The organism is Clostridium sardiniense (assembly GCF_019753795.1).
Lineage (GTDB): Bacteria > Bacillota > Clostridia > Clostridiales > Clostridiaceae > Clostridium > Clostridium sardiniense.
The window spans coordinates 37,473-63,547 of the sequence record NZ_JAIKTU010000010.1; the positions used below are offsets into that span (position 1 = coordinate 37,473).

Below are 26,075 nucleotides of genomic sequence, written 5' to 3' on the forward strand. Positions count from 1 at the left end.
ACTAATGATTAAGATTTTTTAAGAGGTGAATTAAAATGGGTAAATTAAAAGAAGAATTTGAGAATGAAGTAACTAAGATAAAAGAAAAACATGAAGAGCACAAAGAAGAAAGAAAAGAACATAAACAAGAAAAGGCCGAATATAAAAAAACTGTAGCTGAAAAAACAAAGGAATTTAAAGCTGAAGAAGCTCAAAATAACGAAACAAAACTAAAGAAGGAAACTAAAAAAAGAATAAGAGAAATAAAAAAAGAAATTCCAAATAATATTAAAGAAGAAGCAACTCAAATAACTGAACATGAAATAGAAAATAGTCAAAAGATTTAATATATATTAAACTTTATTATAAATAAAACTACTAAATATTCAAGTTATTAGAGGGTGTAGAAAGGTTTATATAAAATAAATTTTTCTACATTCCCTATTTATATATTTTAATTTGGATATATATATTCACTCTTTGGCTTAATAACGCTAGTTAATTTCTCTACTTTTATTATAGGCATATTATCTTTAATATCTATTGTTCCTTCTATTCTAAACCAATCATTTTCTTTTAAATCTACTGTCTTATCATATTGACACATTGGTCCAGCTATTTGTATATCAGCAATACAACAAGTCATTACTTCCCTTGCTATAACAAACTTATCGTTTTTAAAATTTTTCTGTTTATATATAAATCCTTCAGTTTGTATTTTTTCACCTTTATAACTACTAGGATTTTGCATAAGTTGCTGAAATAATCTTGAGTAATTATCACTATTTAAAACCATTTTATTTTCATCATTTTTATTATTTAAATCGAATTTATTATTTTTAGTTATTCTATAAATTTTATCAAAGTTGTCTTTTTCGTACACCAACTCTTTATTTACTTTTTCATCAATTAATTTTTCCCTTAAATTATTCTTGTATATTGGATAAATGAATATAAAAATTAATACAAAAAATATTAAATTTCCTCTTCTTACAGTTCTAAAAGTATTTATTGTAAAAGCATTAAAAAACTGATTTATAGTTAATGCTAGAAATATTATAAAAGCAAAAATTATATATTTATTCATCCTTGGATTTAAAAACACATCTATTTTATCTGCAATTATTAAGTAATAAAATATAGATGTTATAAGGAACATAATCATAAAATCAATAAGCTCACGTTTATTTAACCTCATACCTTAAGCACCTCCTAATATATTAAACAGAACTGAAGATATGAAGGTAACTGAAATAATATATATTGAAAGCTTAATCACAAATTCCTTTTTAAAATTTCCAAGAAGCATTAATATATTTTTTATATCAAGCATTGGTCCTAAAACTAAGAATGCAATTACTGATCCCCCTGTAAAGTTCAACGCAAATGTACTTGCAATAAAAGCATCAGCTTCTGAACATACTGAAAGTATAAATGCTAGAATTATCATAATAACAACTGATAATATTAGGTTTTTACTAAAATAAGTAAATACTTCTCCTTTTACTGTTACTTTAAATAAACTTGATATAAACGCTCCAAAAATTAAATATTTGAGTACACTGAAAAACTCTGATTTTGTGTGATTTAATAGTACTCTTATTCTTGAGTAATTATTAAAATCTAAATCTTCACATCCACAATTACATATATAAGTATCTGTATCTATATCTTCCTTTATTGGTATCTCCTTGTTCTTGTAACTAATATGAATTAAATATCCTATAATAATAGAATTTACGATTCCAAACACTATCCTCATAAAAAATATAAGATGATTGCTTGAAAAGGCATAATATGTAGACATAATAACTATCGGATTTACAATTGGAACTGATAGCATAAACGTAACTGCAATAGGTAATGGAACTCCTTTTTTTATTAGTCTTCTTCCTATTGGTATTATTGCACATTCACATACTGGAAAGATTATCCCTGTAAAAGAAGTTATAATAAGAGCCAAAAATATATTTTTAGGAATTATTTTTTTTATAAATTCTTCCGATACAAACATCTGTATCAAAGAAGAAATTATAGATCCGATTAATATAAAGGGAATTGCTTCTAATAATAAACTTATAAATACCAAAAAAAATTTATCTATCATAGTCTCTTCCCCTATAATCTTCTAATGCTAATTTTAATTTGTAAAATATATCTATATAAAACAAGCTAGACTCTTTAACTGCTTTTTCTATACAGCTTGTACTATTTACTTCTAGAATATAGCAAGTTGGATTTATTTTAAGAAGCTTTGACTTTATTAAATTAATTTCTTTATCATCTACCCTGTCTTTATTGTTTAGCATAACTATATTGCTGTATTTTATTGGTGATATTAAGATGTTTCCCATATTACTTAAAAATACATTAAATGTGCTGCAATCTGTTAAGTGATATATTGTATTTACTCTATATATCTTTTTTATAAATCTATTACTCATTACATTAGATAGATCTTTTAAATCTTTAGTACCATTAAACTCTATTATTACTCTATCTGGCTTTTCATATTTATATATGTCAAATAATATTTCTTCTGTTATTTCCTTATATATCATTATGTATTTCACTTTTATATTTTCTTTATTTTTTATCCTGCTATCTATACTTCTATTACCTTGCTCACAAAGTAAGATTACTATTTTTTCATTTTTAATTAATGTCTTATTGATTAAAGAATTTATAAATGTTGTTTTACCTGAAGATAAAAATCCTGTTACAATCTCTACTTTCACCTTAAACATAATTATTTTAAGAGAACAAGCTCTCTAGCCCTTTCTTATTTAATCTTTGTCCTATAATACTAACTTTTCCTGTACCTTTATACTTTACTATATTTATTTCTAATTCATCTGGAACAAAGTTGAATTGGAAATATTCATTTTCATTAAGCTGTACAAATCCCTTTACTCTAAGTATGTCTCCAAAGTATTTTGTTTTATTTATAACATTTCTTAACTCATCTTCTGAAAATATCTTCTCTGTATTTATTCCTATACTTTGAAATGCGGCTTTTGTTCTATTTAAAGTTCCTTTATTTGCAATTTTAAAGCTTCCTTTTTCTATTGCAGTATTATTTTTATTATTTGCACTTAGTACTGTACTTGTAAGCTCGTTATGTAAAAATACATTATTAAAATCTAGGCTATTTTTATTTAAAGTCCTTTTTCTTATATCTTCATCTATCTTTTCTAGATTTAACTCTTCTAAGATATTTATTATCTTAACCTTCTTATTTAAACTTTTTATTTCATTTATAACTTTATCTAAGTCATCGCCTAAATTCTCCTTCCTACTTATAAATATAAAGTTTGCATTTTTTATTTGATTTATATAAAACTCACTAAAATTTTTTAGATATAAATTAAACTTTGTTCCATCTACTACTGTTATTATCGAATTTATTTCTAACAAATCTTTGAGATTATCTTTATTACATATTGAAACTATTTCTGAAAGTTTGGCAACTCCTGATGGCTCTATTATCATTCTTTTAGGCTTGTACTTCTCTATAATTGTAATTATTCCGCTATGGAAATTATCAGCTACGCTACAACATATACATCCTGCGTTAATTTCTTTAATATTAATATCTGGATTCCTTATGAGATCTCCATCAATTCCAATATCCCCAAACTCATTTTCTATAAGTGCAACATCATTTTTATATTCTTTATTTTCTAATAGCTTATTAATAAATGTAGTTTTTCCTGCACCTAAAAAGCCTGAAATTATATCTACTTTAATTTTCATTTTTTTCCTCCTAGAGATAAATACTAAATGCAAATAATTTGCATCTTCACATATATTTTTATCACATATGCAAACCATTTGCAATTATATTTTAAAAAATATATAAATCGTTAATCTTAACCGTTTTCTTTAAAAATCTCAAATAATAACTTAAATATACCTAATATTAAGGTTAATCATAGCAACTTCAACTCCGTTGTTGCTTTCATCAATATTTAAATACATCTAATGTTAAGGTTAATCAATTGGTGGCTATAATTATCAGCATTTTACTATAGAATTTAAATACATCTAATGTTAAGGTTAATCGTGTAAAATTATATTATAAGGAGGCTTTTGTAACTAATTTAAATACATCTAATGTTAAGGTTAATCATAGAACTAGGGGGAATGGTATGTTTAAGACTTTATTTAAATACATCTAATGTTAAGGTTAATCGGTAAGTCAGATGAATATCTAATATTTGATGTGTAATTTAAATACATCTAATGTTAAGGTTAATCACATATAATTAAAATATAATGAAGTGTTAAGGAGGATTTAAATACATCTAATGTTAATGTTAATCAAACTCATAAATCAAACCTCCAATAAATTAATTAAAATTTAAATACATCTAATGTTAAGGTTAATCTTATTGTTACCTTGTATTGTAGTTATGCTATTCCCATTTAAATACATCTAATGTTAAGGTTAATCTTTCTTTTAAGCTGCAACTCATACTCATTACTTGTATTTAAATACATCTAATGTTAAGGTTAATCTTTATTAAAATTAACCTCTCCAGTTTCGAGATTTATATTTAAATACATCTAATGTTAAGGTTAATCGTAAAACTAACTCTTTCATTATTTTAGAAAATCATATTTAAATACATCTAATGTTAAGGTTAATCGTAAAGGAGAATAGAAAATGATTAGTGAAAACTAATTTAAATACATCTAATGTTAAGGTTAATCAGCAGATGGAATAGTTAAAAACCTTCCAAAACTTATATTTAAATACATCTAATGTTAAGGTTAATCATTTACTTTAAGTTAAAAACTCCTATCACACATAATTTAAATACATCTAATGTTAAGGTTAATCGTAGTATTCTCTTTATCTTCAGTAGAATCTACCATGCATTTAAATACATCTAATGTTAAGGTTAATCAAATAATCACTTAACTTAATACTTTTAATCATTTTATTTAAATACATCTAATGTTAAGGTTAATCGTAGAAATACCACTTACAATTTGATCCTTTGAACCATTTAAATACATCTAATGTTAAGGTTAATCTAATCATTACTTTTTATTTCTTCCTGTTGGTGTTATTTAAATACATCTAATGTTAAGGTTAATCCAAATATATCAAAAAAACCCTCTTTACCTAAACAAATTTAAATACATCTAATGTTAAGGTTAATCTAATCTCATGCTTTAAAATCTCATTCTTATTAATATTTAAATACATCTAATGTTAAGGTTAATCAGAATCATTTCAAGAGGTTAATTAAATGGAATATGTATTTAAATACATCTAATGTTAAGGTTAATCCATAGTAAATAAGCCATTTATATTTTTTATATTATCATTTAAGTGGCTTAGTATCAATACTTTCATTACTTTTTACCAGCAAATAATCAATTTAAGCTTGCTCTTTCAAAAATCTTCCTAAACAGTTGATATCACTAGCTTCATAGTAATAATTCTAATTTTATGTGCTGGTAATTTATATTATTAAATCTTCTCCAGTATTATTATCCTTTTTACCTATAATCTCTTCACCATAAACACTATTATTCATTAACTTTATTATGCATATAAAATCTTCATCTTTACTTATTACCTTATTCAAATCATTTTTTAATCGAATTAGTTTAGATGGAGAAATCTCACCTCTAAAAACTGACTTTTGAAAATGAGATAAATATTTTTTACATACTTTAAATACTTTTCCCACACGTTTTTCATTTACATCATAAAATAAAAATGCGTAATTATAATTTAACTTTTTTACCATATCAAATTCCCTCGCTTAAGTTAAATGGCTTAAATTCTTTATCTTCCATAATAAATTTTATTAATTTATAACAATCTAGCTTTATGGCTGTCCTATAACTAATCCTTCTTTTCAAATTTTTATGCAAAAACACACTTTCTAATCTATCTTCATAAGCTTTTATAAATATATTTCTTCCATCTTCATTCAATAAGCAATAATTAACCTTTTTATCAAAATGCTTATTTACTGTTATTTTTTTATTGTTAACTAATTCAAATATAGTTTTATAAACTATAACAGGTTTAAATACTTCACTTAAATCTAGACTTAAAGAGAATCTTCCTTCTGATGGCTCATGTAAAAAACTTATCCTTTGATCTAAGTGTGTTCTATAAATAGTCGAAATAGTCTTTGTATACAATAATGAATTACCAAAAGATATCATAGCATTTATAGGATTGTCTGGAGGTCTTTTTACTCTTTTATTCATTATAAAGTCTTCTGGTAAAATATTTTTAAATTCTCCATAGAATCTTTGCCACGCTTCTCCTTCTGCTGCCATAAGTTCCTTTATATCTTCTGAATTATCTACTCTATAAATAAAGTCTTTTCTAATCCAATCTATAGTTTCCTTAACCTCTTTTTTATTATGTTTATAATAATGATAAAGAACCTCCCTTATATTTATACCTATAGTTTTAACTATACTCTTTGCTATTTCTAATCTCCTAGTATTAAATATTTCAACTTGTTTTACGATAAGTTTTCCGCTATTATATTTATCCTTTGGATAAAATGTTCCACTATACCCTTCATAATAATTAAAAAAATGTATTATTATATTGTTACTTGAAATAAAATCTAATAATTTCGTATTTATACTTACCTCTGAAAGACAGTATATCTCACTTGTATTTTCTACTGGAATATATACATTTTTACCATTTTTCCTAAATGATATTGAATTATCTTTTCTACTTAATTCTCCCATTGAAGCTATATATCTTGTTTTACCCAAACTTTATACCCCCTAAATATAACAATATTCATAATATGAGCATTTTTTGCATATCCCTTTATTTAATACATCTGGAATATTATCTTCACATATAAGTGATTTTATATTTTCTACGATTATATCTAACTCCTCTAAGAGCTCATTGTTTAATTCTAGATATATTATCTTATTTTTTGTTTTATTTTTTTCTATAAATTCTAATTTTCCCTTTCTCTCTATCCCTTTATCTTTTAGAACTTTTAAATACAATATTAATTGCCACTTTGCTGCTTCTATATCTGCATCTGATTTTTTTATCTCTACCAAGTATTCATCTGTTAATTTATCAATTTTAATATTATCTATCTCTATTTCTGTTCTCTTTCCCTTTTCTTTTTTCTCCTCATGTATTGCTTTTCCTATTTTGACTATTTCGCTATTATCCTCTAAATTCAATCTATTTCCATGAAGCCAGCATTGTCTTTTGCAGTGAAAATAATAATTAATAAGTGTTCCATTAACTCTCATAAAACCTCCTATAAAATCTCTGCCCCTGAAGAATTAAATAGACTTTTATTTAATTTTCCATCTTCAAAAAAATCTTCTCCATTATCTATATAATACATATCTCCTATTCTTTCCTCATAACTTAAGTTCATTTGTCCTCTTATTTTGTAAACAAAATAATTAAGCTTACTATTAATTTCTGATAATTTCACCTTTTTTTCAGCAAAAGAAATTTTGTTATCTTTTAATAAGTTTTTATAGCTATCCCAAATCTCTCTTCCTTCAATTTCATTTACAGTTCTATTTAAAAATACTGTGTATTCAAGCTTATCATCATCTATTAGCTTCATCTTTTTTTGTATCTCTAAATAATTTAATTTCCCAATTATATTGTTTATAAAATTCTCTATATTTTTATCATTTAATTTTGATGTTTCAGAATTTATATCTTCTAATACACCTTTATAAAATTTATTAAATTCTTTATTTTTAATAATTTTTTTCATTTCATCATTTAATAGTGTGTATTTTCTATTTTTTCTAATATCACCTTGATATATCAAATCTGCTTTATCTAAGTTGAAAAAATATACTTTAGAACACTCTTTCTTGCAAGATCTATTAATTCTACCTAAAAACTGTTCATCACTATCTAATATTGATATATCCTTATATCCAGAATCCATATCAATATCAACCCCAGCTTCTATTACTTGTGTTGCAACTAATATAATTCCCTTCTTTTCTTTAACCTTATCTAATACAGTTTGCCTATCTATTTGATTATCATCACCAGTAATCAATAAAATTTCACTTTCTATTTCATCTAAGGATTTTAATTCTCTATAAAAGTTATATGCACTTTCTTTTCTTATAAATTCAACAAGAATATTTTTATTTTCATTTTGTGAAATACTTGTGATATGGTTTAACAAATCTTCATGCACATTATCAGATTCTATTAATGAAAAGTCTAACTCTACCCTATCTTTAAATACTGGACTCTTAAAATAATTTTCCGGATTTTTTATTAATCTAACTACATTAGTTGCATTATCTGTAAGGCTACTTAAATTAGGAAGTGTTGCTGACATTATAATTATCTTTATATTTAATAGCTTTGAATAAGCTTCTAAAAACATTATTATTTCCTTCCAAATTATATTTTTATAACTTTGAATCTCATCTAGAACTATTACACTATTTGCTAAATGCACTAATGGAAATGATTCTTCTTTTCCTGTAGAAAACAAATAATTAAATAAGCTTACATGGGTTGTTAGTACCATAGGATAGTGTAAAAACTGTCTATTTAATAAGGCATCCTCACAATTTATTTCTTCACCTTTATCATTTAATTTCTTTATGGCTACAAGAGAATTTATAACTGATACTTTATTTATAAGCTCTTTATTATTTCCAAAAGTTTTATTTATGTTATTTATATTCTGCTCAATAAGTGTATTAAAAGGATATACATATACTATCTTATTTATATTTTTATCTTCTTCTATTATTTTAAAACTAAGATTCATAGCTATATTGCTTTTTCCTCCACCAGTTGGTGCTTCTAAGTAAAATATATTTTTATCTAAATTATTTTCTAATGATTCTTCTGACATTAAAAACATTTCATTTCTTAAAATATTTATATCTTTAATTGATGAAAAATCCTTAGGTTTTTTATATTCACTTTTTTCATACTCTCTTATAGATTTTGTTATATCTGTATCTTTATATACTTTATAAAATTCCTCTACATCTTTAAATTCACCTAAGTTTTCTATCTTAGAGTTAGTCATAAATTCTGTTGTTGAATAATAATCACATGCAAGTAAAAGTGAAAACATTAACTTTTCATATATGAAATTAGATATTTTCGTTTCTTCATCTATAGCTCCTATATATTTTTCATTAATTTTAAATAGTTTCTTTATTATATTAATATTTACCTCTATCTTCTCCTTATAGACATCTTTTATAATATTAAAGTTACTATCAAATAACCTTTTCCCCTCGCCATCAACAATTGTAAGTTTATTTTTAAATTCTTCAAAAGAATCTAAGTTTCCATGATGCTTAGATATTATATACACATTCATAAGAGTTACATTTACAAATATCATCATCTTTTCTTTATCGAATCCTTTAATTATCTTAAAATAATAATTTAGATAAATTATTGATGATATAATTGAATGATTTGAATTATTTGAAACTATTGCCTCATTAAGACCTAAATCATTATCCATTTTCTTTAATTGAAATACTGGATTAATCTTTCCTATATCATGTATATAAACTGTATCTAGAATCATTCTTCTAAATAGTTCTATATCTTCTCCATCTAAATTTTTTAGTATTAAATTTTCTATATTCTTAAAAGGTATATCTAATTTCTTTGTTTTAAATAACCTATATAAATTTTCTTCACTTAAATTTAAGTGCTCCTCTAAAGCTTCCATTTTATCTTTTGATTTGTGAGCATAAAACTTATATTTATTGCTTAAATGATTATTTATATTAAATTTATTTTCCTTATTAAAATACATAAGTCCTTCTCCTTGTTTTATTTAAAAAGGAGGATTACTCCCCCTTCTCCAATGTATTTATATAAAGAATAGATTTTTTCCACAAATATTATAAATATTAGACTTCTTTACGCCTTCAACTTTTCTATTGGTTGCAATAAAGCTTTCAAATTCATATTTATTAGTTATTTTATCTAATGTCATAGGCAATTTCTCTTCATACTTCCATATAGGTTCTACATCTTCGCCTTCCTCAAAAGAAAAATAATCCTCTTCTTCTAGCACAACACTATCTTTTATAAAAATACTATCTATTGACTTAATACAACTAGCTTCTTCTATATCTTTAATTAACACTACATCTTCAATACTTGCTGGATGATCATTTTTCCCTAAATATGGCATATACGTACATTCTGAGTTTAACATCTTCTCTTTAAGATTTTCACTCTCTTTACTATCAATTATAAAATATATATCCCATACAGGATTTTCAAGCCATTGTTCTTTTACTATAAGATTTCCACCTTGCTCTTTAGAAGCATATCCAACTGAATTATTGAATGTTTGAACCTTTTTTGTAATATATCCTTTTGGATTTTTAGGAAAAATTGATATTTTTAGATCTTTTAATTTTTCATAAAACTCTGGATACACATTTATATCCTTTTTATCTTTTATCTTGTTATATCCTGAATATCCTAATATTGCTCCAAAGATACCAAGGAGTGCTACTTTGTGTATACATCCATAAGTAAAATACATATTACTATTTACATCTGGCTTCTTAAAGAAAGCTGTATTTCCCCTTAATGTAAATTTGATTGCATCCATATTTATACCTCTTCTTGTGTAAATATATTTATACGTTTTACATTATCTATATTTGATTCTATTAAAGTAGTGTAAGGGTTATAATAAATCTCTACATTTAGAATCTTATCTGATAATCTATTTAATAAATCTCCACAACTTATTGAAATTATATTTTTATCTTCACCTTTTTTAAATTCTACATAATTTGAAAGGTCTGGTAGATATACCTCTTTCTCTGTTTCAATAAATAATCCAAATTCATTTTCACATCCAACCTTTGCATTTGTTGCATATGAAGTTGCAGCTACTATTGATGTTTCTTTAAACTTCTTATAATCATCTTCAGTGTACCCCTCAGTAACACCTAAATTTACAAATTCATTATATGCATTTGAATTTATAGTAAATGGATAAAAATAATGTGCTTCATTACTTACAATTTTTGTTCCTAGAGTTGAATTTTTAGCTTCTTCATCTGAAGCCTTTCCCTTTTTCTCTTTACCATCTCTAAAAGGTGATAGTATCTGCTGTTCTTCTGCACATGAATCTTCATACTTATTAAAACCTTGTCCTATTTGAACCGCTCCTGTTATTGATATATTATTTCCTTCTTCTGCGAATGTAGCTCCAAAGTTCTTTACATCAGTTGCATTAAATAAATTTTTTAAAACTACTGTAGTATCTTTATTCTTCTTTAAATCTTCTTCATTAAATATTAATTCATATCTTTCTTTTAACGATCTTGGTACAAGGTTAACTTCTCCACCTTTTCCTTCTGAAAGTTTCATTGATTTTATATAAAGCACTTTTTCTCCATTATCATTCCACATTTTCTTCATTGGATATTTAAATGCCTTATCACTTCCAAATATATCCCCTGATGATGTTGTCTTTGGATAACCTGTGAAATCTGCATTCCAATTACTCATCTTTGAAACTATTCCTAATACTCCATATACTCTTTTGTCCATTTAATACACCTTCCCTTTCCTATTTCTCACTCTTTTCAAATATTAGATTGCTGTGTAAATATCCTGCAATTATTAAATCATCATCTATTCTCTCTTCTGGCTTGTATGATGATACCATAGCAAACATATTATTAAATTTTCTACTATATTGATCTATATCATAATTGTACTTTTTGTATAGTCTTTTTAGTTCCTCCTTAAGTCTTTCATCACTTTTTGCATTTATTATTGGATTTATTAAAGATTGAACCTTCTTACTTCCTTTATTCTTTGACATGAAGTAATTTATAAGTTGTCCAACTGCAAAGAAATATTCTTTATCACTCTCTATACTCCCTGTATCTTTCATAATTATTTTCTCTCTTAATTTATTTTTATTGTCTATTAAAATATCTGCCATACTTTCTCCTCCTTTTAAATACCTAATTAGTGATGATCTTAAATTAAATTGTTCTACAGCTTTATAAAAATACGCATTATTAATTGAGTCTTTTATTAGACTTAAAGATATAATATTGATCACTTTATATAGTGATGATGTATTTCCTTTATAAAACCAAGTAAATAAAGCACTTCTAGCTAAAATAAGGTTTCGCTTTAAATTAGAATCATTTATTGATATATCTTTAGCTTCTGTAAAGTAATTATTTATTAAAAACTTGCTAAAAAACACTTCATTTATTAACCTTTGCATCTCGTGTATAGTATTTATTTCTCCATAACTTTGCTTTAAATTTTTTATATCACCTTGAAGGATATTCTCAAAATTCATTGGCTTAATGTTGTTATTATATGAATTTATAGTATCTGAATCAATAATTTCAACTTCCTTACCTTTTTGTATTCTTAAATAAATACCTGAAAAATCTTCTTCATCTATAAGTTCTCCGTTTTTTATTGCCTTTATCTCTTTATCATTTATATAGATATTTGTTATTCCTATAGATGCTAAATTCATAAGATAATCAAATATTTTTTTTTGAATCATGACATCATCTTGATTTATTAAATATGGAACCTTAGTTTTCCTACTTTTATTTTCTAAATATGGCTTTTTTGAGTTTAATCCCATATTATCATTGGGTAATCCATATATATATCCATTAATTTTTATGTTAAAATCATTGCTATTATATAAATTTGGTATTATATACTTTTCACTCTCTTTTTTGTATTCACTTAAGTCAAATTTATCGAAATTAAAAAATATTTTAAGATATCCTTTATCAATATCTTCTTTTTCTAGCAAATTAAATATATTATCTTTAATCCATTCCTTAACAATATTTAATCTTTGAGTGTTTACCTTTCCATTCCTTTCTTCAATTGATTCATATAACTCTTTTGATTTTTTTGATTTATCATATTTTTTTATTGGATTTTCTAGAATTTCATAATAACCATCTATTATTTCATTTGTTAATTTTCCATTTACTAAGCTTTCTTTTTTTATTACAAAGCTTAAATAGTTGTTACTTTGGATTATTTTCTTTTTATCAATTGGCTTATTCATATCCACTACTTTACTCATGTAATCAACTGAAGCTATAAAATCAAAATTGTCTATTGTCCTATCTATCTCTTTAGTTTTTTTATCAAGCTTTATAGTAATTCGTTCAGTTTCTTTCAAAATATTATTTTTTTCTGAAACAATTATATATAATCCATCAGCTGGAATGTATGAGTCTATTATTATAGAATCTCCATGGGTTCCATACATCACTTTAAATGTTTCTCGAATTTTATCTAACACATAATCACCTCCTTATAGATAACGAAAATTGATAAATCCTCCACCCCTACTATTAAATGTGCACATTCCTGTTCCTAGACTCATATAAGCTAATTTCTGTGCTATTTCATTTTCACATATTGCTAAGCTTATCTTATCTCCAAGTAATGTCTTTCCTTTGTATGAAATTGGACAAGGTTTATTATTTAAAAATTCAATAGATGTATATAGCTGAAAATCTTGATCTAATTTTTCACCTGTTACTGCATTATATTTCTTTATTAAATTGGTTTTTATTTGTTTTTCAAACTCACCAAAGGATAGTACCTTTTTCCAATAACCTTCATCTGTTTTTATGATTAGTGGTGTTATATTATAAAGTTTTTCAATATGTTTTTTAGGAATTATTCTAATCTCCCCTGTTAAAGCTTTAATAGAATCTGTGTACTCGTTTACTAAACTATCAATAAGATACTTTGCAAGCTCACTATCTACTGTCCTTATTTTTACTGTGTAGATATTACCCTCTTTATATTTCTTATCTTTTTCAAGAGGGTAAAAAGAATTAAAGCAATAATTTTTAAATTTATTCTCATTATGGAATTTTAAAAATTTTTCGTCTCTACAAAGACTTTTATCTATTAACCTTGCAATACTTTCTTGTGCTTCACTAAAACCTATTTCTTTAAGCAGAAAAAGTTTCAATGTTATCTCATATACCTTCAATTAAACTCCTCCTCTTCTTTAATATGCTATACAACACTAACTTTAACTTATATAGCTATACATCAAATGTTATGGTTAATCTCTTTAAAGTATAAAAACTTTAAATACATCCTTGCTAATTTAAATACATCCTTGCTATGATTTATATAAACATATTATAACCACAATATTACATATTTAAAACATAACTCCTCAAATTGTATAACATTAGTACAGCAATAAAAATACCAGAACGATAACCTAACTATGTATGTTATCATCCTGGTATTCTTAAATTTTATCAATATACCCTATCTCTTCTTTATTATTATCAAGCCACATTTCCATATAACCACAATCATTACATAAATAATATTTAGGCTTAATTAATTTAGATGTTGTTATTTTTATTGGTACAGCACTTATTATTTTAATATTATTAGAATTGCACTTTACACAAGCTCCTTTGTTTTTCATATCTTCATACAAACTCCTATATTTAAATATATTAAATTTAATTTATATCCCAATTTATTCTGTAGCTTCCACTATGTTTTCCTGCTACTTTTATGGTGTATTTACCACTTTCTTTTATATCTATGCTCTTAGAAATTTTTTCACTTGGGTTTTTAATACTGTATATTTCATTATTATCTTTATCTAGAACAAGTACATTTAGTTCTCCGCTTTTAGTAGTAACATCAATATTAACATCTAATTTTTGTCCTGATTTTATATTTAATGTTTTATACTGTTCTCCATTAAAACTTTTGTATATCATCTTCATACTACTTTTAGTATTAGAGCCTATAGACATAACCGTCGTAGCATTTCCCCCATGCGGCCCCACAGCAAATGCTACAATTACACAAGTTACAATTATAGCTATCACTGTTATAACCTTGTTTTTTATTTTCATAAATTCTCCCCTTCCTTACCTTTCCTAGCTCCTAAACTTTCTATAAATTTATATCTCTTATTAATATATATCCTCTATAACATATAAAGTATGGCTATCTTTAAAATTCACCATATATAATTTTGATGAGTCTTCATCTGTTTTTAAATAATAACTGTATGCTTTATTGAAATCCGGATAATTTTCTTTTGTAACACTTAATTTTTTAAGTATTTCTTCAATATTTTCTTCTAAAATTTCATCTTTATTATTTTTTAGACTTAATCTCTTATCTATATTTAAGCCTTCTGGGTCTTTAAATTTAAATACATGGTACCTTTGTCCATCTCCCAAAAAACTCTCACCACTATCTTTTGCATACAATTCATCATAATTTTTTGATAACTCAACACCCCAATTTGCCTCTATAATATTCGAATAAATATTATTTTCTTTAATGTAATTATAAATAATATTCCCTACAGTTATTATTGTTATAACTAAACTTACTATAATAATTGTTATAATATTTTTCTTAAATTTTCTTTTCATAAAATTTAATATTCCCCTCTTCCTAAGCTACTTCTATATAATTTAATATTAGATTTATTACAGCATATGTATATATTAGATATCCCAAAACTATAGTTAATGTTTCATACATATCTGACATGTCATCTTCATTTATATCTTTAACACTAAGTAAATGTGTAAATATAAAAATTAACTCTGGCTTAGTTATACAGATATATCCAGATAATATCATAATCATTGTAGTTACAATTAAAGTAAAACTCTCTTTATTAGAGATTATATTTAATACAAGTAACCCTAATATAACTATGAGATATATTACACTTAAAACTAATTTTGTAGTCTTTTTCTTTTTACTTTTATTAGCTCTATCTAATTTTATTTTTTCTATACTTCTGTTGTATTCATAAATATCACTTTTTGTTAATGTATTCCCACAATCTTTGCAGATTATACATGAATCTTCATTAGCTCTACCACATTTTTTACAGACTATCATAGCCCCCCCTTAATTTCCAGAGCACAATCTTTTTTTAATTTAAAGCTCATTATAATTGTAAATATATTGCATTCACTATTATACTATATTTTCCAATTACCAAAAAGTAATTTTATTAAAACAATATAACTTTTAGTATAGTTTTTTTATTGTATTAAAAATTTGAATCTTTATTTGAATACTTTTAGTTAAATATCCTCCTCTAATTTTCATTTAATCATTATAATAAAATTTAAAAGGAGCAGATTATTTTATAATCTACTCCTTTTAGTATATTTTTAAATTATATATCCTAATTCTGCAATAAAATGTAATGCTACAAATACTGCTACAATAAATAATGCTAGTATAACCATTAAGAATACATACCACCATCTTCTAAGTGAAAGTACTCCAATAAATTCTCTTATAAATGCACTAGGTACAAAGTAAAAAGCTGTCTTAGATCCTAAACCTACATTCTTAAGTCCTGCTTTTTTAGCTAATATACCGGCTCTAAATACATGATACTCATTTGTAACAAATACACTTTTATATTTCTTCTTCATTTTATCCATTATCTTTTTAGATAGCACCATATTTTCATATGTAGTCCTAGCTTTATCCTCTAAAATTATATCTTCCCTTGGACATCCTTTAGAGACTAAATAGTCTTTCATAGCCTCAGCTTCTGAAATTTTCTCATCTGAACCTTTTCCTCCTGAAACAATAATCTTTGAATCTTTTCCTTTTTTATTTTTTTGCTTTAAATAAAAATCATATGCCTTATCTAGCCTGCTTCCTAAAAGTTTAGATACCTCTCTACCTCTTATAAGTCCTGCACCAAGAACTATTATAAAGTCTTTATTCATTCTATAAAATCTTACCCTATAAACTAGTGCTGATACTAAAAAATCTAAAAGTAATAAGAAGAATGTTATCGTTGCTAAAAACAACCAAAATATGAATCCATATATGATTTCCCTTATACCAAAGTCAAATGGTAAAAATGGAGATACTATTACAAATACTATAATTATTAATGTTCCTACCCCTACTATAAAAGATAGCATATTACTTAAACTTCTACCTTCTCTTTTCATCATGGTAATTCCATTTACAATCAAAAATATTATTACTCCAAAGAAGATTAATATTCCTAAAATAAATATTGTTAAGAATACACCTATAGCTAAACTTTGATTAATGCTCTCTAAAGATAATATTAAATCAATTAGCATAAACATTATTGCATTAAGAAGTATAAATCCATTAATAAGCCTACTTGGATTTTGTAGAAAGCTCAGTAGAAATATAATGAAAATTATAATTCCTATCATAAATAAAGTCATAAGTTACCCCTTTCATCCTATGTTATTATTTTATATTTATAGATTAATTACTTGTATTAATCTATAAATTATCTTAATTATATGATATCTTAACTCTCTATGTGCTTAAAATAATAATGATTCCATAAAATTTAACATACATCCTCTACTTTAATTATGTGTAAAATACATATAATATATAAATTCATGTACTTTCTTATATTTCCTTATTAATAAATCTACTCTCTTAATATATAAATGCATTTAAATTACTATATTTAAAATTAATTTTATAATAATTTAAAAAGGCTTAGAGAAATTTCTCTAAGCCTTTTAATGTAAGTATATAACTTTTTATATTATGCAAAATATCTGTCTAATAATCCTTTGAATGCTCTACCATGTCTAGCTTCATCTTTACACATTTCATGTACTGTATCATGGATTGCATCTAAGTTTAATTGTTTAGCTAAAGTTGCTAAATCTTTCTTTCCTTGACAAGCTCCAAATTCTGCATCTACTCTCTTTTGTAAGTTTGTCTTTGTATCAGCATCAACAACTTCTCCTAAAAGTTCTGCAAATTTTGCAGCATGTTCTGCTTCTTCGAAAGCAATTCTTTTATATGCTTCAGCTACTTCTGGGAATCCTTCTCTATCAGCTTGTCTTGACATTGCAAGATACATTCCAACTTCTGTACATTCTCCCATAAAGTTTGCTTGTAATCCTTCTACAACTCTTGGATCTACGTCTTTTCCAGCTCCGATTCTATGCTCGTCAGCCCAAGCCATTTCTCCAACTTGTTCCATAAATTTATCAGCACCTACTCCACATACTGGGCACTTTTCTGGTGCAGTTTCACCTTCATAAACATATCCACATACTTGACACACAAATTTCTTCATAATTAATTCCTCCTATTTCATATATAAAACACACATTTTTTATTTATATAATTTTTATTGATATCTTAGTTTAAATTAAATACAGACATTATAACCATCTTTTGTTCCTTAATTTTTTATCATAGGTTCGAAGGGTTAAATTCTAGATTAATTAATTTATCTTATACATCTTTTGTTCTTTAAAAATCTTTTGTATCTTAAAGTTTATGTATAATTTATATCCTGTGTTATTTAATAATTTTTATCTATCGCCTGTTTACATTTATTATTATATAATAATAATTATTACTTGTAAAGGCTTGTTTTAAATTTTTCTATAATATTTATAGAGGAATTAAATAAAGTGGTTAAATTTCTTTTAACATAATGAAATATTTTCCACATTTTTATTATAACTTGAATTCTTTCAAATTACTACTAATACTATTCGACAAAAACACTTTCCATCTTTTAATTATATTAAACTACATCTTTACCAAATGGCATAAGTGAAAGCTTTGCAATCTTAATACTTTGAACTGCAAATGGTATTCCTATAATAGTAATACAAAGAAGTGCTGCACTAATTAAATTTGAAATACACATAGCAAGTCCACCAAATATAATCCATAATATATTAAGTATTAGACTTGTTCCACCATCATTTACTGTTACAATTTCTTTTCCAAATGGTGCGAATTGAAGTTTTGCCATCTTAAAGCATTGAAGTCCAACTGGTATTCCAATTATAGTTATGCACCATACTACCCCTAAGAATAACCATCCTAAAGCATTAAATAATCCTCCAAATATAATCCATATTATATTTCCAAGACAACTCATATTATTTCTTCCTTTCATATTTTAATTTTTGTTTAGACTTTATTATTATATACTCTCTCTTACATTAATGCCCTTAATTTCTTATTATTTTTATTTAATACATTGGATTTTATATATTTCAATCCTTATTAAATTATATATTTAATCTTCATCTCTATGTACTATTTAGATCTTATATATATTTAACTTCATTAATCATGATGGACCTTATTTAACATATCTAGAAAATATATTAACTATCCATAAATACAAATAAGGCTTAGGAAATATTCTTTTCCTAAGCCTTATTTGAATCTATATATTTTAAAGGGTAGTGTGAACGCTATTTCTATACAAAGTATCTTTCAAGTAATCCCTTGAAAGCTTTACCATGTCTTGCTTCATCTTTACACATTTCATGAACTGTATCATGAATTGCATCTAAGTTTAATTGTTTAGCAAGTGTTGCTAATTCTTTCTTACCTTGACAAGCGCCGTATTCTGCATCCACTCTCATTTGTAAATTTTTCTTAGTATCAGCTTCTAATACTTCTCCTAGAAGTTCTGCAAATCTTGAAGCATGGTCTGCTTCTTCAAAAGCAGCTCTCTTATACATTTCTGCAACTTCTGGGTATCCTTCTCTATCAGCTTGTCTAGCCATTGCAAGATACATACCAACTTCTGTACATTCTCCTGCAAAGTTTGCTCTTAATCCTTCTAAAATTCTTTCATCAACGCCTTTAGCTACTCCTACTCTATGCTCATCAGCCCAAGCCATTTCACCTTTTTGTTCTACAAACTTTTCTCTTGGAGCTCCACATACTGGGCATTTTTCTGGAGCTTCTTCTCCTTCAAATACGTATCCGCATACTGTACACATAAATCTTTTCATAACTAATTCCTCCTTGGGTTCTCATAAAATGTCTTCATCTTTTTTAAAACTTAAAAACAAGATTGTTTAGGGTTTTTAGTTATATTTCATAGCTATAAAATCTACTTAAACTCATCTTTTGCTTTATATATTAAATTAGTATTTTAATATACTTATCTTTTGTATCTTAAATATTTACCCTTTGTACTTTAAATACTTATCTTTTGTATTTATAATACTAATCATATATATCTAAAATTTTCTTTGAATCTTTTGTTACTCATAAACTCTCATCTTCTGTTATCATAGTTTTTACTCATAAACTCTCATCTTTTGTATACTTAATATTATCTTTTGTACTTTTTATAGAGGCCCTCTATAGATATTATGATACTACTTTTTTTGTATAATAAAATAGCTTTTTAGTATATTTAACCATTTGTTTAATGATAGTTTAGAAGGTGTATTTAATGTTAATATTTTCATATCAATATTGTATTTAGATTCCTTTTTGATTATATTTTTATATTATATAATTTAACATTTACAAGTAATTTTTATATTATTTACCTGTATTTTTAGATTAATATATTTATATATTTTTTGAATGTTTTCACAGACTCTTCTGTAGCCCAATTATCTATAATTATGAATTCATTTAATAGGTTTTATAATTCGATTATTAATTTATGATTATTAAATATTACATATAATAATATAAAAAGATAATGGAATTATACTTTATATAATCCCATTATCTTTTTGCATTCCTTTATAATTTCATCCCTAATTTCTTTAGGTTCTAAAACTTCAACATTACTTCCCATCTCCATTATCCAATTTACAATATCAGTTTTTCCCTCTATATTTCCACTATAAAGCAAATACCCTTCATTATAATGATCTTCAATCTTTTCTTCTATAACCCATTTATGTTCCTTAAAACATTTTGCATATGGGTAGAATATTTTAAGTTTAACTAAAAATTTTTCTCTACTATTATGTATACCAAGTCTACTGTTAAGATAGGCCTTAACATCAAAATTCCCTTTATCAAAGGTTTCATCTAAAACTTCTATCTTTCTTATTCTTACAAGTTTAAAATTTCTTATTTTATTTCTATATTCACAATGGGCAAGCATATAGTTTGCGCCTTGATAAATATAAACAGCATATGGCCATACAGTTCTTATCATATTTTCATCCTTAAGATTTGAGTAATCTATCTTAAGCTTATTTAAATTAATTATACTCTCATTTATAGTAATCCACTTTTGCTTCAACTCATCTGTATTTCTATTTATTCTTTTAAATTGAGCTGTAGCATTGGAATTCCAAAAACTATTATCATCTACTTTATAATTTGATAGGATTTTAGTTATTCCAGAATTAAAGTCTGTCTTTAAAGGAAATGTTCCTGCCTGTAAGTAATTCATTACAAGTTCTATAGCTTTTACTTCATCTTCAGTTAAATCTGCATTAATCCAAGCAGTTTTACCTTTTATGCTATAACCTCCATATCTTCCACGCTCTTCTTCTATTAAAATTCCAGCCATACACAAATCTTCTTTATACCTGCTGATTTGTCTAATATCAACTTCTAATTCCTCTGCAATTTCACGCCTAGTCATTTTATTTCTAGTTTTTAGAAGCATCAACATATTTAAAGCATTATTTACCTTGCCCATAATCACTCTCCTCTGTATCTTTAAAAATGTTCTAATTATAAAGCAAAAAAAATGAGATTCCGCCCCCTAGCAAAATCTCATCGGTCAAAATAATTCCCAACTTCCTATCATGATAGCAGTAGTTATTAGCTTAATTACACCCTATACTTTGAGAAAACTTCGTTTTATGTACCATGATTAAAAGGAATTACCGTACAATTATATAATACGCTATAATGGTGACATATAAATGTAACAATACATTTTATTATCTATTTTTCAAAGATTATATTATCATATTATATTATTATTATATATATATTTAAGTAATTCCTTTAATGATAATTTTAATTTTTTAAATATTTCTATTATATTACTCTATAAATGGAGTAACTGCTTATAAATACAATAAGTATTATTGTAGCATTAAATATTCTCATTATATTTTTTTCAGACAAATTTTTATTAAGCTTATATCCTAAGAACCCTCCAAGTATTCCCCCTATAACCATTACTGGTAATACCTTCAAATTATAACTTGAAAATCCTGTAGTTACTGCTATTGATAGTATTTTAGCCCCCTGTGAAAATAATATAACTATAATCGAGTTTCTTGCAGCTTCTTTAGTATCCATAGAAAATAACGTAGCAAATATTGCAACATTTATAGGTCCTCCACCAATGCCTAAAAAAGCTGAAATAGCACCTAGAATAATTCCAATTATAGCAATTATTAAACTACTATTTAAATCACGTTTTTTTATTCTATCTTTTACTCTCATATAGAAAAAAACACTAAGTAACAATACTATAATAAGTGTGCTTTGAAGTATTGAAACTGACTCAGAATGCTTATTTATTGAAACTAATATCTTAAGTATATTTTGTCCAATAACTCCTCCTATAATTGAACCACCTGCTATAATCATTGTTCTTTTTACATCTATTTTATCCTTCTTAGCAATCTGCTTCCCTATAGATACCACTGCCATTGCAAATATAGTTGCTGAGGATAGTAAGTTTACTGTTGGAAGAGAATATGAACTAATACTATCTAAAACTGGTTTTATTACAATTCCTCCACCTATTCCAGCTGCTGCACCTATTGTAGTTGCTATTACTGCTAAAAGAAAATATACTATTTCCATTTAATCTACCTTCTTACCTTTATTAAGGTTTTACATAAGCATACCCTTCATTTTGCTTTTTTATAAGTTCCATAACACCGGCTGGAACTACTTCAACAAAATCACAAAGTTCTTCTTTTTTTATTTCCATTTTAGTTAATGTGTTATTACAAGCTGCAAATACAACTCCCTTAGAAGCTAATTCACTAATTTCACTATAAAATCCTAACTTATTAGCATCTGCCTCTCTTAAATTAACTATTGGGTTGCCATGAACTAGCATCTCAACAGTTAAGGTAGGATCATCTTTTAAAATATTTTTAATATTACCTACAGCCATATTCCATTTATCTTTTTCATTTACATGTACAATAACTTTCATTATAATCATCTCCTAAGCTTTTCTATAGTTTATTATAGAAAATTAGAATGTAACTAGTATGATTAGTTTTTTAACATTGTATAAAGTGTTATACAAATAATTTATTGTTATTATTACAATTACTTATTTATTAGCTTATTTTAGAATATATTATGCACTTTTGACATATATTATATAGATATTTTTATTCTAATTTTCCTTTTTAAATTTAATTAAAAAAGAGATGTCTCTTGATTTTACTTAATCTAAGAGATATCTCTTTTCATTTTAAATTATTGTACTTCCAATTTAATTCCATATATTGTGTATGCATCTTCCCATCCACTAAATATATACATAATATAATTTCCTTTTCTTTCTGGTACTCTTATATAATCAATACCATCATCTTTAGTTGCAAACATTCTCTCATCTAGATCTACCCCCTTATCTCCATCTAGAACACAAAAACCTATGTATTTTTGTCCTCCTTCACTAAAATTTAATTTTAGTTCTTCTTCTGGAGATACTTTATATACGGGTAGTCCTTTTCCTCTAATAATATCATCACTTTCTTCTTTAATTATCTTTACATTACTTTTCTTTTGAGAGTACATAATTAATCTAGCATCTTCTGTTATACCTTCGTATGTTATTTTTAAGGTTGGATTTTTTTCTATTTCATTATTTAAAATATTCCCCTTATCTTTTTTAAATTCATCATAGTCTTTATTATAATCTTCTATAAATAATTTCATTCCTGATGCCTTATTAACACCCTCTACACTAATAACCTTTCCTACATGGAAACCACAGCCAATTAAAGCAATCGAGGCTCCTAGGAATAATGCCACTACTACATAAATCCTCAAATTTCTTTTCATTTCTTTTCCCCCATAATATTTTTCTTTAGTAATTAGTAAACATTATATAAATAAATATATATTTATTTATATAATGTTTATATTTATTTTATCATTTTTGGAACAAGATACCAATTGTTTTATTGTAATTTTTTATTATATTTTTTATTATAAAATTTAATTTTTCATTATAATTGTTTGAAATTTTTATTTTATTCTTAAAAAATGTACATCAATAGTTTTTTATAAATAAAATAACATCTTTTTATTGATTAGAGTAACAAAAAAGCTTTACCTAAATATATAGGCAAAGCTTTCTATTAATTTAATTTGGGAAATATTATAGTGCACCTTCTAATATTTTACGACTAACATCTAGAGTTATTTGTCCATTCTCTCCTATAGCCGTCATATTATGTTCTTCTAAGGCTTTAACTAAATCATCAATTTTACTTGCATCAATACCATAATCTGATAGTCTAGTTTTTATACCTAAGCTTTCGAAGAATTCTCTAGTCTTATCTATTGCAAGGTCTATTCTCTCTTCCTTAGTTCCAGAAGTTATATTCCAAACCCTCTCTCCGTATTGTATTAATTTATCTTTCTTTTTATCCCTCATTATATTCCAAAGTGATGGTAATATTATAGCTAAGGTCTTACCATGATCTATTCCAAACATTGCTGTAAGTTCATGACCTATCATATGAGTTGCCCAGTCTTCTGGTACTCCTGCCCTTAGTAATCCATTTAATCCCATAGTTGCACACCATACAAGATTTGCTCTTAATTCATAGTCTGTTGGATTATCTATAGTTTTCTTTCCTATTTCAATTAATGTTTGAAGTATACCTTCAGCAGTTCTATCTTGGAACATTGCATTTGCTGGATATGTTGCATACTGCTCTAGAACATGAATAAATGTATCAACTACTCCATTAGCTACTTGAGTCTTTGGAAGTGAGAATGTTAAAGTTGGATCTAAGAATGAGAATTTAGGAAACACTAATTGATTTCTAAATCCTCTCTTACCTATACTTGAAGTAACAACTCCCCCACAGTTCATCTCTGACCCTGTAGCTGGAAGTGTCACTACTGTTCCAAGTGGCAATGCTTTAGTTAAACCAAAGGCCGCCATTCTATCTCTTAAAAGATCTATAGCATATTCTCCATCATATTGTGATGCTAATGAAACAAATTTTGTTCCATCCATTACAGAACCACCACCAACAGCTAACAAGAAATCTATATTTTCCTTCTTAACTACATCTACAGCCTTCATTAATGTTTCAAATCTTGGATTAGCTTCTATGCCTCCAAATTCGACTACTTCTCTATATCCAAGTCCCTTTAATACTTTTTCTAGAGTACCAAATTTTTTAACACTTCCTCCGCCATAGAGCACAAGAACTTTAGCATCCTTTGGTATTAAATCATCTAATTCTCCTAAACGATCTTTTCCAAAAACTATTCTTGTTGGATTATAAAAATCAAAATTCATCATATAAAATTTCCTCCTTAAGTCATAGGTAATCTATTAATCTTTACTTAGATTACCTTCAATCAAACTTAGTATAGTCCTTAGAGTACACTTTAAGTCAATAAATTATTTACTATTTAGTTTATAGTTTAAAATTTATTAAAATCTAAAGCTTTATCCACCTACTAATATTATTGAAATTAAAAAGATTTCCTTTATATAAAAGCAATTCCTAATTAATTATTTCATTTAAATAATTCTATATATAAAATAAAGAAGCCTCATAAAAAAATGATGCTTCTTTATTATCTATAACTTAGTAGCTTCTAATGAATTAATACAAATCTTTTTAGTTAACTTTAATAAACATTCTTTTTCTTCTTTAGAAAAATTACTTAATAAAAAGTTTTTCCAATCATTTATTATCTTATTGATCTTTGGATAGACTTCTAAAGCTTTTTCTGTAGCATAAAGATTATATGTTCTTTTATCATCTTTCTTTGCTACCCTTTGTATAAATCCAAGCTTTTCTAACTGACATAAAGCTCTTGTAATATTGCTAGGATTTAAATGAATTATATCTATTAATTTATCCTGTGTTATTCCAGGATTTTCATAAATTTTTAGTATATAAAAGTGCTGGCTACTATTTAACCCTATATCTTTTAACTTCTTATCTAGATATATTTTATTATGTCTGTCAGTAATTGAAATCCATTTAAGTAAATCATCCATCATTTGTGCCTCCATAATTAGATTCAACCTAACTTTAATAAT

Annotated in this window: 27 protein-coding genes and 1 CRISPR repeat array; of the genes, 1 reads left to right on the forward strand and 26 read right to left on the reverse strand. The window is 25.5% G+C overall.

Annotation, left to right across the window (positions count from 1 at the left end; all coding sequences use genetic code 11):
• Window positions 1-35: 35 nt before the first annotated feature.
• The gene (locus K5V21_RS12790; RefSeq protein ID WP_221861581.1) at window positions 36-326 is read left to right on the forward strand and encodes a hypothetical protein; all 291 of its coding nucleotides are present in this window, start codon (window positions 36-38) and stop codon (window positions 324-326) included.
• 107 nt (window positions 327-433) lie between these two features.
• On the opposite strand, the gene K5V21_RS12795 is transcribed toward K5V21_RS12790, so the two are convergent.
• From K5V21_RS12795 to K5V21_RS12920, 26 genes are all read right to left on the reverse strand, one after another.
• On the reverse strand, window positions 434-1,177 hold the full coding sequence (locus tag K5V21_RS12795; RefSeq protein WP_221861582.1) for a TIGR03943 family putative permease subunit: 744 nt from the start codon (window positions 1,175-1,177) through the stop codon (window positions 434-436).
• Window positions 1,178-1,180: 3 nt separating this feature from the next.
• On the reverse strand, window positions 1,181-2,086 hold the full coding sequence (locus tag K5V21_RS12800) for a permease (protein ID WP_221861583.1): 906 nt from the start codon (window positions 2,084-2,086) through the stop codon (window positions 1,181-1,183).
• The gene (locus K5V21_RS12805; RefSeq protein WP_221861584.1) at window positions 2,076-2,717 is read right to left on the reverse strand and encodes a GTP-binding protein; all 642 of its coding nucleotides are present in this window, start codon (window positions 2,715-2,717) and stop codon (window positions 2,076-2,078) included. Before K5V21_RS12805 ends, K5V21_RS12800 begins: the two co-directional genes overlap by 11 nt.
• 16 nt (window positions 2,718-2,733) lie before the next feature.
• Entirely contained in the window at window positions 2,734-3,735 is a 1,002-nt protein-coding gene (locus tag K5V21_RS12810) for a CobW family GTP-binding protein (protein ID WP_221861585.1), read from the reverse strand.
• 148 nt (window positions 3,736-3,883) lie between these two features.
• A CRISPR array of direct repeats spans window positions 3,884-5,281; the repeat unit is 30 nt; unit sequence ATTTAAATACATCTAATGTTAAGGTTAATC.
• Window positions 5,282-5,456: 175 nt separating this feature from the next.
• Window positions 5,457-5,747: a CRISPR-associated endonuclease Cas2 gene (gene cas2 / locus K5V21_RS12815; protein ID WP_221861586.1), complete on the reverse strand. Its 291-nt coding sequence runs from the start codon at window positions 5,745-5,747 to the stop codon at window positions 5,457-5,459.
• A 1-nt stretch (window position 5,748) separates the two neighbouring features.
• A complete protein-coding gene (gene cas1b, locus K5V21_RS12820) occupies window positions 5,749-6,747 on the reverse strand; it encodes a type I-B CRISPR-associated endonuclease Cas1b (protein WP_221861587.1) in 999 nt (332 codons plus the stop codon).
• Between the two features lie 12 nt (window positions 6,748-6,759).
• Window positions 6,760-7,254 carry a CRISPR-associated protein Cas4 gene (locus K5V21_RS12825; protein WP_221861588.1) on the reverse strand — a complete coding sequence of 165 codons (495 nt, stop codon included), beginning with the start codon at window positions 7,252-7,254 and terminating at the stop codon, window positions 6,760-6,762.
• Between the two features lie 8 nt (window positions 7,255-7,262).
• Window positions 7,263-9,785 (reverse strand): CRISPR-associated helicase Cas3', encoded by a 2,523-nt coding sequence (cas3, locus tag K5V21_RS12830; protein ID WP_221861589.1) that lies wholly within the window; start codon window positions 9,783-9,785, stop codon window positions 7,263-7,265.
• Between the two features lie 57 nt (window positions 9,786-9,842).
• Complete coding sequence (gene cas5b / locus K5V21_RS12835) at window positions 9,843-10,598, reverse strand: type I-B CRISPR-associated protein Cas5b (protein ID WP_221861590.1); 756 nt, start codon at window positions 10,596-10,598, stop codon at window positions 9,843-9,845.
• Window positions 10,599-10,600: 2 nt separating this feature from the next.
• Window positions 10,601-11,551 (reverse strand): type I CRISPR-associated protein Cas7, encoded by a 951-nt coding sequence (locus tag K5V21_RS12840; RefSeq protein ID WP_221861591.1) that lies wholly within the window; start codon window positions 11,549-11,551, stop codon window positions 10,601-10,603.
• Window positions 11,552-11,570: 19 nt separating this feature from the next.
• Window positions 11,571-13,304, reverse strand: a complete 1,734-nt coding sequence (gene cas8b, locus K5V21_RS12845) for a type I-B CRISPR-associated protein Cas8b/Csh1 (protein ID WP_307495449.1) — start codon at window positions 13,302-13,304, stop codon at window positions 11,571-11,573.
• Window positions 13,305-13,316: 12 nt separating this feature from the next.
• A complete protein-coding gene (locus K5V21_RS12850) occupies window positions 13,317-14,009 on the reverse strand; it encodes a CRISPR-associated endoribonuclease Cas6 (RefSeq protein WP_221861592.1) in 693 nt (230 codons plus the stop codon).
• 270 nt (window positions 14,010-14,279) lie between these two features.
• Complete coding sequence (locus K5V21_RS12855) at window positions 14,280-14,465, reverse strand: hypothetical protein (RefSeq protein WP_221861593.1); 186 nt, start codon at window positions 14,463-14,465, stop codon at window positions 14,280-14,282.
• Window positions 14,466-14,502: 37 nt separating this feature from the next.
• Window positions 14,503-14,907 (reverse strand): hypothetical protein, encoded by a 405-nt coding sequence (locus tag K5V21_RS12860; RefSeq protein ID WP_221861594.1) that lies wholly within the window; start codon window positions 14,905-14,907, stop codon window positions 14,503-14,505.
• A 60-nt stretch (window positions 14,908-14,967) separates the two neighbouring features.
• Window positions 14,968-15,438 (reverse strand): hypothetical protein, encoded by a 471-nt coding sequence (locus tag K5V21_RS12865; RefSeq protein WP_221861595.1) that lies wholly within the window; start codon window positions 15,436-15,438, stop codon window positions 14,968-14,970.
• Window positions 15,439-15,460: 22 nt separating this feature from the next.
• Window positions 15,461-15,919 (reverse strand): hypothetical protein, encoded by a 459-nt coding sequence (locus K5V21_RS12870; protein WP_221861596.1) that lies wholly within the window; start codon window positions 15,917-15,919, stop codon window positions 15,461-15,463.
• A gap of 278 nt (window positions 15,920-16,197) precedes the next feature.
• Window positions 16,198-17,250: a YdcF family protein gene (locus K5V21_RS12875; RefSeq protein WP_221861597.1), complete on the reverse strand. Its 1,053-nt coding sequence runs from the start codon at window positions 17,248-17,250 to the stop codon at window positions 16,198-16,200.
• A gap of 338 nt (window positions 17,251-17,588) precedes the next feature.
• Complete coding sequence (locus K5V21_RS12880; RefSeq protein WP_204593521.1) at window positions 17,589-18,131, reverse strand: ferritin family protein; 543 nt, start codon at window positions 18,129-18,131, stop codon at window positions 17,589-17,591.
• A 459-nt stretch (window positions 18,132-18,590) separates the two neighbouring features.
• A complete protein-coding gene (locus K5V21_RS12885; RefSeq protein ID WP_221861598.1) occupies window positions 18,591-18,953 on the reverse strand; it encodes a YccF domain-containing protein in 363 nt (120 codons plus the stop codon).
• A gap of 328 nt (window positions 18,954-19,281) precedes the next feature.
• Window positions 19,282-19,824 (reverse strand): NADH peroxidase, encoded by a 543-nt coding sequence (locus K5V21_RS12890; protein WP_221861599.1) that lies wholly within the window; start codon window positions 19,822-19,824, stop codon window positions 19,282-19,284.
• Window positions 19,825-20,537: 713 nt separating this feature from the next.
• Window positions 20,538-21,491, reverse strand: coding sequence for a helix-turn-helix transcriptional regulator (locus K5V21_RS12895; protein WP_204593518.1), 954 nt, complete (start codon window positions 21,489-21,491; stop codon window positions 20,538-20,540).
• 347 nt (window positions 21,492-21,838) lie between these two features.
• Window positions 21,839-22,618: a sulfite exporter TauE/SafE family protein gene (locus K5V21_RS12900; protein WP_221861600.1), complete on the reverse strand. Its 780-nt coding sequence runs from the start codon at window positions 22,616-22,618 to the stop codon at window positions 21,839-21,841.
• 22 nt (window positions 22,619-22,640) lie between these two features.
• Complete coding sequence (locus tag K5V21_RS12905; protein ID WP_221861601.1) at window positions 22,641-22,979, reverse strand: DsrE family protein; 339 nt, start codon at window positions 22,977-22,979, stop codon at window positions 22,641-22,643.
• Window positions 22,980-23,251: 272 nt separating this feature from the next.
• Window positions 23,252-23,842 (reverse strand): hypothetical protein, encoded by a 591-nt coding sequence (locus K5V21_RS12910; RefSeq protein WP_221861602.1) that lies wholly within the window; start codon window positions 23,840-23,842, stop codon window positions 23,252-23,254.
• 319 nt (window positions 23,843-24,161) lie between these two features.
• Entirely contained in the window at window positions 24,162-25,322 is a 1,161-nt protein-coding gene (locus tag K5V21_RS12915) for an iron-containing alcohol dehydrogenase (protein ID WP_221861603.1), read from the reverse strand.
• A 285-nt stretch (window positions 25,323-25,607) separates the two neighbouring features.
• A complete protein-coding gene (locus tag K5V21_RS12920) occupies window positions 25,608-26,036 on the reverse strand; it encodes a MarR family winged helix-turn-helix transcriptional regulator (protein ID WP_245000722.1) in 429 nt (142 codons plus the stop codon).
• Window positions 26,037-26,075 lie beyond the last annotated feature (39 nt).